8 protein-coding genes are annotated in these 8,383 nt (G+C 73.9%); 5 read left to right on the forward strand and 3 right to left on the reverse strand.

Annotation, left to right across the window (positions count from 1 at the left end; translation table 11 throughout):
• Positions 1-386 precede the first annotated feature (386 nt).
• The 4 genes from ACTUAL_RS12520 to ACTUAL_RS12535 are packed head-to-tail and all read left to right on the forward strand — an operon-like array spanning position 387 to position 4,382.
• A complete protein-coding gene (locus ACTUAL_RS12520; RefSeq protein WP_440900352.1) occupies positions 387-1,427 on the forward strand; it encodes an iron-siderophore ABC transporter substrate-binding protein in 1,041 nt (346 codons plus the stop codon).
• The gene (locus ACTUAL_RS12525; RefSeq protein WP_440900353.1) at positions 1,424-2,467 is read left to right on the forward strand and encodes a FecCD family ABC transporter permease; all 1,044 of its coding nucleotides are present in this window, start codon (positions 1,424-1,426) and stop codon (positions 2,465-2,467) included. The genes ACTUAL_RS12520 and ACTUAL_RS12525 overlap by 4 nt, the downstream gene beginning before the upstream one ends.
• Positions 2,464-3,558, forward strand: a complete 1,095-nt coding sequence (locus ACTUAL_RS12530; RefSeq protein WP_440900354.1) for a FecCD family ABC transporter permease — start codon at positions 2,464-2,466, stop codon at positions 3,556-3,558. The genes ACTUAL_RS12525 and ACTUAL_RS12530 overlap by 4 nt, the downstream gene beginning before the upstream one ends.
• Positions 3,555-4,382 carry an ABC transporter ATP-binding protein gene (locus ACTUAL_RS12535; protein ID WP_440900355.1) on the forward strand — a complete coding sequence of 276 codons (828 nt, stop codon included), beginning with the start codon at positions 3,555-3,557 and terminating at the stop codon, positions 4,380-4,382. Before ACTUAL_RS12530 ends, ACTUAL_RS12535 begins: the two co-directional genes overlap by 4 nt.
• Positions 4,383-4,463: 81 nt before the next feature.
• On the opposite strand, the gene ACTUAL_RS12540 is transcribed toward ACTUAL_RS12535, so the two are convergent.
• Positions 4,464-5,528, reverse strand: coding sequence for an epoxide hydrolase family protein (locus ACTUAL_RS12540; protein WP_440900356.1), 1,065 nt, complete (start codon positions 5,526-5,528; stop codon positions 4,464-4,466).
• 80 nt (positions 5,529-5,608) lie between these two features.
• Between ACTUAL_RS12540 and ACTUAL_RS12545 the strand changes: the two genes are divergently transcribed.
• Positions 5,609-6,121, forward strand: a complete 513-nt coding sequence (locus ACTUAL_RS12545) for a CGNR zinc finger domain-containing protein (RefSeq protein WP_440900357.1) — start codon at positions 5,609-5,611, stop codon at positions 6,119-6,121.
• A gap of 473 nt (positions 6,122-6,594) precedes the next feature.
• Here ACTUAL_RS12545 and ACTUAL_RS12550 read toward each other — a convergent pair whose 3' ends face one another.
• Entirely contained in the window at positions 6,595-6,993 is a 399-nt protein-coding gene (locus ACTUAL_RS12550; protein ID WP_096495372.1) for a BlaI/MecI/CopY family transcriptional regulator, read from the reverse strand.
• Positions 6,994-7,074: 81 nt separating this feature from the next.
• Entirely contained in the window at positions 7,075-8,382 is a 1,308-nt protein-coding gene (gene efeB, locus ACTUAL_RS12555; RefSeq protein ID WP_440900358.1) for an iron uptake transporter deferrochelatase/peroxidase subunit, read from the reverse strand.
• Position 8,383 lies beyond the last annotated feature (1 nt).

Below are 8,383 nucleotides of genomic sequence, written 5' to 3' on the forward strand. Positions count from 1 at the left end.
CGGTGGCCCCGGCGCGCCACCGCCGCCCCGGGGACCCGGCGTGTCCGGGGTCGGGGAGACCCCTCACGAGCCCCCTGGAAAGCCTGCCGCGACGCCCGTGCGGACCGTTCGCCGCCCGAACGTCTATGCTCCGGTCGGCCACCACGGCGAGTGACGTCGGCGCACCTCCGCGCCGTGACCCCTGGCGCCCGTTTCATCACGCTGGTCGGCGATGTCCGACTCAGATCACACGGCCGAAGCGCCCTCTCGGCTTGATCTCGGGGTAGTTCATGAGGTTAGGCTAAGCATACTTTCGGGGGGTCGCGCAGCGTCGTGACCGCCCGGTGGCGCCACGCCCGCGAACCGGCCGGGGCGCCGCTCACGCTGCTTTCGAGAAGGGTCCCCCCGTGCGCACACACCGCCTGCGAGCCGGCGCCATCGCCGCCGCCGCAGCGATCGTCCTCACCGCCTGCTCCTCCGGTGGTGGGTCCGACACCGCCGCTTCCGGCTCGCAGCCGGCCGGGGACACCGGCGCGTTCCCGATCACCATCGAGCACGCCCTCGGCAAGACCACGATCGAGGCCAAGCCCGAGCGCATCGCCACGGTCAACTGGGCCAACCAGGAGGTGCCGCTCGCGCTGGGCGTCGTGCCCGTGGGCATGGCCAAGGCCAACTTCGGCGACGACGACGGTGACGGCGTCCTGCCCTGGGTGTCCGAGAAGCTCAAGGAGCTCGGCGGCGAGGCCCCGGTCCTGTTCGACGAGACCGACGGCATCGACTTCGAGGGCGTGGCCAACACCAAGCCCGACGTCATCCTGGCCCCGTACTCGGGCCTGACCGCCGAGGACTACAAGACCCTCAGCGACATCGCGCCGGTCGTCGCCTACCCGAAGACCGCGTGGGCCACCCCGTGGCGCGAGAGCATCGAGCTCAGCAGCAAGGCCATGGGCCGCGCCGACGACGGCAAGAAGCTCATCTCGGACATCGAGAAGCAGATCACCGACGCCAAGGCCAAGCACCCGCAGCTGGTCGGCAAGTCGGCGATGTTCATGACGCACTTCGACACCACCAACCTGAGCCAGATCGGCTTCTACACCACGCACGACACCCGCGCCATGTTCTTCGAGGACCTGGGCATGACCCACCCGAAGTCCATCGCGGACCTGTCGGCCACCACCGACAAGTTCTCGCTCAAGCAGAGCACCGAGCAGATCGACGTGTTCAACGACGTCGACATCATCATCGGCTACGGCGACGACACCGTCCTGGCCGCGCTCCAGGCCGACCCGCTGATGTCCAAGCTCCCGGCCGTCGCCAACGGCGCCGTCGTGATGCTCTCCGGCAGCGGCCCCGCGGGCACCGCCGCCAACCCCACGCCGATGTCCGTGTCGTGGGTGCTCGACGAGTACGCGGGCAAGATCGCCGCTGCCGCCGACAAGGTGAAGTGACCACCGCGACCCACCGGTCCGACCAGGGTGCCGCCGAGAGGCGGCACCCTGCTCGTGTCCGGCTCACCTGGCTGGTCGCGCTGATCGTCGTCCTGGCCGCCGCCGCGCTCGCCTCGGTCGTGCTCGGCGCCCGCGACATCGGCTTCGACGACGTCCTCGCGGGCCTGGGCGGCTCCCAGGACACCCTGGCGCAGGCCGCCGTCGCCAAGCGCGTGCCCCGCACCCTGCTCGCCGTCGTCGTCGGCGCCGCGCTCGGCATCTCCGGCGCGGTCATGCAGGGCGTGACCCGCAACCCGTTGGCGGACCCCGGAATCCTCGGCGTCAACTCCGGGGCCTCGCTGGCCATCGCGGTCGGCATGACCTCCTTCGGCCTGGTCAAGGCCTCCGCCCACATCTGGGTGGCCATCCTCGGCGCGGCCGTCACCGCCGTGCTCGTCCACACCATCGGCTCGCTGGGCCGGGGCGGCCCCACGCCGCTCAAGCTCGCGCTCGCGGGCGCCGTGTCGTCGGCCGCGCTCAACACCCGGATCAGCGCGGTAGTGCGGTCCCGCAACGACATCTCCGCCACGTTCCGCTCCTGGCAGATCGGCGGCGTCGGCGGCGGCTCCTACGAGGGCATCGCCACGGTGCTGCCGTTCCTGGTCGTCGGCCTGCTGCTGTGCCTGGCCACCGCGCGCGGCCTGAACTCCCTGGCGCTGGGCGACGACGGCGCCGCCGGGCTCGGCGAGCGCGTGCTGCTCACCCGCACCCTCGCCTCCGTCGGCGCGGTCGTGCTGTGCGGCGCGGCCACCGCCGCCGCGGGCCCGATCGGGTTCGTCGGCCTGGTCCTGCCGCACCTGTGCAGGCTCCTCGTCGGCCCGGACCACCGCTGGCTGCTGCCGCTCTCCGCGCTCGGCGGGGCCGCGCTGCTCACCACCGCCGACGTCGTCGGCCGCGTGGTCACCCGGCCCGAGGAGATCGACGTCGGCATCATCACCGCGCTGATCGGCGCGCCGTTCTTCATCTGGGTAGTCCGCCGACAGAAGGTCCGATCGCTGTGACCGACACCGCCACCCGCGCCGCCCACCGCGACGCCGCGCTCGGCGCCGTCGCCGCCGCCGCGCCGTCCACACTGGACGCGGTCACCCGAACCCGCCGCCGCAACGCCCGCCGCAGGCGGATCGTCATCGCCGTGCTCACCGCGCTCATCCTGGTGATGATCGCCGTGTCGCTGATGTTCGGCCAGCGGTACTACCCGCCGTCCGACGTCCTCGCGGTCGTCCTCGGCGAGCAGGTGCCCGGCGCCTCGTTCACCGTCGGCAGGCTCCGCCTGCCCCGCACCGCCCTGGCCACCCTGGCGGGCCTGTGCTTCGGGCTCGGCGGCGTGTCCTTCCAGACCATGCTGCGCAACCCCCTGGCCAGCCCCGACATCATCGGCATCAGCGCGGGCGCCTCGGCCGCCGCCGCGTTCGCGATCGTCGTGCTGGGCCTGTCCGGCGCCACCGTCGCCGCGTTCGCGATCGTCGCCGGCCTGCTCATCGCGCTGCTGGTGTACCTGCTGGCGTTCAAGTCCGGCGGCGCGGGCACCCGGCTGGTCCTGATCGGCATCGGCACCGCCGCCATGCTGCACAGCGCCATCGACTGGATCCTCACCAGCGCGGGCGAGTGGGACCTGCAGGAAGCCCTGGTCTGGTTGACCGGCAGCCTCAACGGCTCGTCGTGGACCGACGTCCTGCCCGTGCTGCTCGCCTCGGTCGTGCTCGTGCCGCTGCTGCTGGCGCAGACCCGGCGGCTGGGCGCGATGCAGCTGGGCGAGGACGCGGCGGGCGCGCTGGGCGTGCGCGTGGAGCTGGTCCGGCTCACCGTCGTCATCGCCTCGGTCGGCCTGATCGCCTTCGCCACCGCCGCCTGCGGCCCGATCGCGTTCGTCGCGTTCCTGGCCGGGCCCATCGCGGCCAGGCTGGTCGGCCCCGGCGGGTCGCTCCTGGTGCCCGCGATGCTCGTCGGCTCGCTGCTGGTGCTGGTGGCCGACTACAGCGGCCAGTACCTGCTGCCCGCCCGCTACCCGGTCGGCGTCGTCACCGGCGTCCTCGGCGCCCCGTACCTGATCTACCTCATCATCCGCACCAACCGAGCCGGAGGCTCGCTGTGACCACCACCCACACCCTCGCGGTCGAGGACCTGACCATCGGCTACGGGGACCGGACGGTCATCAGCGGGCTCGACCTGGAGATCCCGCCCGGCAGGATCACCGTGATCGTCGGGGCCAACGCGTGCGGCAAGTCCACGCTCCTGCGGTCGATGTCCCGGCTGCTCGCCCCCAAGGGCGGCCGGGTCCTGCTCGACGGCAAGCTCGTGCACAAGACGCCCGCGAAGGAGCTGGCGCGGGTCATGGGCCTGCTGCCGCAGGCGCCGATCGCCCCCGAGGGCATCACCGTGACCGACCTGGTCGGCCGGGGCAGGCACCCGCACCAGGGCATCATGTCCCGCTGGAGCAAGGAGGACGACGTCGCGGTGGCCGCGGCCCTCGACGCCACCTCCACCGCCGACCTGGCCGAGCGCTCGGTCGACGAGCTGTCCGGCGGGCAGCGGCAGCGGGTGTGGATCGCGATGGTCCTGGCCCAGCAGACCGATCTGCTGCTGCTGGACGAGCCCACGACGTTCCTGGACGTGAGCCCCCAGGTGGAGGTCCTGGACCTGCTGACCGACCTGAACCGCGCGCGCGGCACGACGATCGTGATGGTCCTGCACGACCTCAACCTCGCCGCCCGCTACGCGGACCACCTGATCGCCCTGGCCGACGGCGCGCTGCACTCGGCTGGTCCGGCGGCGGAGGTGCTGACGGAGGAGGGCGTGCGCGCGACGTTCGGCCTGGACTGCCGCGTGATCACCGACCCGGTCTCCGGCAAGCCGCTCATGCTGCCGATCGGTCGGCACCACTCGGTGGCGGACGGCGCGGTGGCGGACGGCGAGTAGGGCGCGCAGAGCCGGTGGGCGGGCGCGGTCCTCTCGGGGGCCGCGCCCGACCACTTTGGCGCGGCACAGCGCTTTCGGGGATCAGCGCAGGTCGCCGAAGAACCCCGCCAGGTCATCGGCCAGCAGCTCCGGCTCCTCGACCGGCGCGAAGTGGCCCCCGCGCGGCAGCTCGGTCCACCGCACGACCCGGTAGGTCCGCTCCGCCCACTCCCTCGGCGGGGTCGCCAGGTCGCCGGGGAACAGCGCCACGGCGGTCGGCGCCTCCACCCGGTCGGCCTCGGGCTCCGGCGCGCGACCGTGCTCGTAGTACGGCCGCAGCGACGTCCCGATCGAGTTCGTGAACCAGTACAGGGACGCCTGGGTGAGCAGGAAGTCGTCGCTGTGCGCGCGCAGCCCGGTGTGGCTCCACGCGCGGTACTTCTCCAGGACCCACGACAGCAGGCCGACCGGCGAGTCGGACAGCGCGGGCGCGAGCGTGAGCGGGCGGGTCCGGTGCTGGTGCTCGTACGCGCCCTCCTCGTCCCACCACGTCCGCGCCCGCCCGGCGTGCGCGCGCTCGGCGTCGGTCAGCGGCCCGGCGTCGTGCCGGGCGGGCGGGGCGACGGCCATCAGGTGCAGCCCGGCCACGGACTCGGGGTGCGCCTTGGCGAGCAGCGTCGACACGCCCGCGCCGAGGTCGCCGCCGTGCGCGCCGTAGCGGGCGAAGCCCAGCTCCTCGCGCATCAGCCGGTGCCACAGCTCGTGGGTGGGGGTGGAGGTGAGCGACGGCCGGGGCGCGGAGAGCGGGTAGCCGGGCAGTGAGGGGACGATCGTGGTGAAACCCCTGGCGGCCAAGCGCTCCGCGAGTCCGACCAGCTCGTAGAAGGTGCTCGGCCAGCCGTTGGTGAGCACGAGCGGCAGCGCGTCGCCCGCGCCGTCGTAGCGCAGGTAGTGCAGCCGGACGCCGTCGACCTCGGCGAAGTGCGACGGGAGGGCGTTGATCTCGGCCTCGCGGGCGCGCCAGTCGTAGCCGTCCGCCCAGTGGCGGGCCAACCGCTCCAGCTCGTCGGGGTCGGTGCCCGCCTCCCAGGCGGGGGTGGGCCAGCGCGCGGCCCAGCGGGTGCGGCGGAGCCGGTCGCGCAGGTCTGCCAGGTCGTCGTCGGACACGGAGAGAACCGGGTGATTCGACACCGGTAAAACGTAACACCGGTGTCGCTGGGACACCAGTGGGGAGCTACGATGGTGTCGTGGAAGATCGGGTGCACGTGGTCGAGGCGTTCCTCAACACGCTCGACGAGCGGACGTTCAGCAGGCACGGGGAGGCGCACGCGCCGACGGACGAGCTGACCGACGAGGCGGCGCTCGCGCGCTGGTTGGCGCGCCACGGCCTCGTGCCCGAGGGGACCCGCCCGAGCGCCGCGCACCTGGCGGCGGCGCGGGAGCTGCGCGCCGCGCTGCGCCGCTCGCTGGCGGAGCCTGCCACCACGCCGCTCGCGTTCCCGCTCCGGCTCGTCCCGGACGGCGAGGGGAACCTGCGCGTCGCGGCGGAACCGGTGGCGCCGGGCGTGGACGCGCTGCTGGACCTCGTGGTGGCGGCCGTCGGCGACGGGCGGTGGCGGCGGGTGCGGCTGTGCGCGGCCCCGGACTGCCGGTGGGCGTTCTACGACACCTCCCGCAACGGCGGCGGGCGGTGGTGCTCGATGGCGGTGTGCGGCAACCGGACCAAGACGAAGGCGTACCGGCAGCGACGGACGGGGTGAGGGTCCGGGCGCCGCAAGGGTTTCGCCGCCGCCGCGCGGGTTCGGGGGACTAGGCGTGTCCTGCGGATCTTTCTCGTGATCGTGGTGGTGGTGGGTGGTCGGACGTAGTGAGCTGACGGACGAGCTGCACCCGGCCGTCGACTCGGCGGGTCTGCCGCCGACGGTGATCCTCACGCCCGGCCAGGGCCGGCGACAACCCGCAACCGCCACCGCTGCTCGACGGCATCCACGACATCGCCGTGGACGGGCGGCGGGTGCGGGTGGGACGGGTGATCGCCGACAACGCCCACGCCCATCCGAGCGCCCGCACCGCGTTACGGCGGCGGCCGATCAAGGCCGCCATCCCGGAACGTGTCGACCGGATCGCCCGCCGCAGGGCCAAGGGCTCGGTCGGCGGCAGGCCACCGGCCTTCGACCCCGACCCCTGCAAGCCGCACAGCGTGGTCGAGTGCTGCTTCACCCGCCTCAAGCGGTCAGGCCCCACCGTCCGCCAGCAGCCTGCGCAGCACCGCCTCGTCGTCCTCGCTGAGCCCGCGCACGAACCGGGTCAGCACCGGCGCGTGGTCCGCCTCCGCCTCCAGCAGGCGGGCCATGCGCCAGGCCACCAGCGCGGACGGGTCGGCGGTCGCCGAGTAGCGGTAGGCGCGGCCGTCCTTGACCCGCGTCACCGCGCTCTTCCCGTGCAGCCGCGTCAACGTCGTCACCACCGCGCTGTACGAGCGCGCGCCCGTCGGGGCCAGCCGCTCCAGGACCTCGGCGGGGGTGAGCGCTTTCCCCGCCTCCACGAGGGCGTGCAGGACCTCCGCCGCCAGCGCGCCCGGTCGGCGGCGGGCCTGCCCACCGGTGGTGTCCCCGCGCGTGGCCTCGGTCACGGTGCGGATGGTACTCGGAGCGGTTGCACCGGACCATCCGTGGCTGCCGTGCGAGGGAACCCGCGCGGGGGACACCTCGGGTCAGTCGAACAGCGCCTGGCCCCAGAACTCGCCCTCCCGCACCCCCGGCGGCACCGCGAAGTGCGCGGAACCGTTGTGCTCCAGGTACTCCACCATCGGATCGGCGCCCGCCAGCACCCGCTGCACCGGGATGAACTGGCTCCGGCTGTCCCGGTTGAAGCACACGAAGAACAACCCGGCGTCCAGGTGTCCGAAGCCGTCGCTGCCGTCGGTGAAGTTGTACCCCCGCCGCAGGATGCGCGCCCCGCCCAGGTTCTCCGACGCCAACCGCACGTGCGAGTTCACCGGCACCACCGGCGCCCCGTCCGCCCCGAGCACCGAGGTGTCCACCGGGTCGAACTCGTCGCGCTGCCCCAGCGGCGCGCCACTTCCCTTGTGCCGCCCGGTGATCGCCTCCTGCTCGGCCAGCGGGGCGCGGTCCCAGGTCTCCACGTGCATCCGGATCCGCCGCGCCACCAGGTAGGTGCCTCCGGTCATCCACGCCGGACCGTCGCCTTCCCCGACCCACACGTGCCGCTCCAGCGCCGCCGGGTCCTCGGCCTTCAGGTTGTTCGTGCCGTCCTTGAAGCCGAACAGGTTGCGCGGGGTCGCCTGCGCGGTCGACGTGGACGAGGTGCGCCCGAACCCCAGTTGCGACCAGCGCACCGCCGCCCGGCCGAACCCGATCCGCGCCAGGTTCCGCACCGCGTGCACCGCGACCTGCGGGTCGTTCGCGCACGCCTGCACACACAGGTCGCCGCCGGACCTGGCCGGGTCCAGCGCGTCGCCCTTGAACCTCGGCAGGTCCACCAGCGCCTCCGGCCGCCGGTCCGCCAGCCCGAACCGGCCGTCGAACAGGGACGGGCCGAAGCCGATCGTCAGGGTGAGCGCCGACGCGGGCAGGTCCAGCGCCTCGCCGGTGTCGGCGGGCGGCGCCTGCGGCGACCCGCCGACCGCGCCGCCCTCGGCCGCCTCCAACCCGGAGGTCATCCGCTCGGCGGCGGCGGTCCAGTCCCGCAGCAGGCCGACCAGCGCCTCCCGGTCGGTGGTGGTGACGTCGAACGCCACGAAGTGCATCCGGTCCTGCGCCGGGGTGGCGATCCCGGCCTGGTGCTCGCCCCGGAACGGCACGGCGGCCGTCGGGTCGGCTACGGACGGGGCCGCGCCGGTCGGGAGCGCCTCCACCGCGCGCACGGCCAGCGCGCCCGCCGCCGCGCCCAGCCCGGCGGTCGCGACACCCGCGCCCGCCAGGCCGAACACCCGTCGCCGCGACACCCCGCGCGCGCCCGCGCCGTCGGTGCTCACTTCCGGGCTCACTTCCGGGTTCACT

The sequence above is a fragment of the Actinosynnema sp. genome (assembly GCF_052038725.1).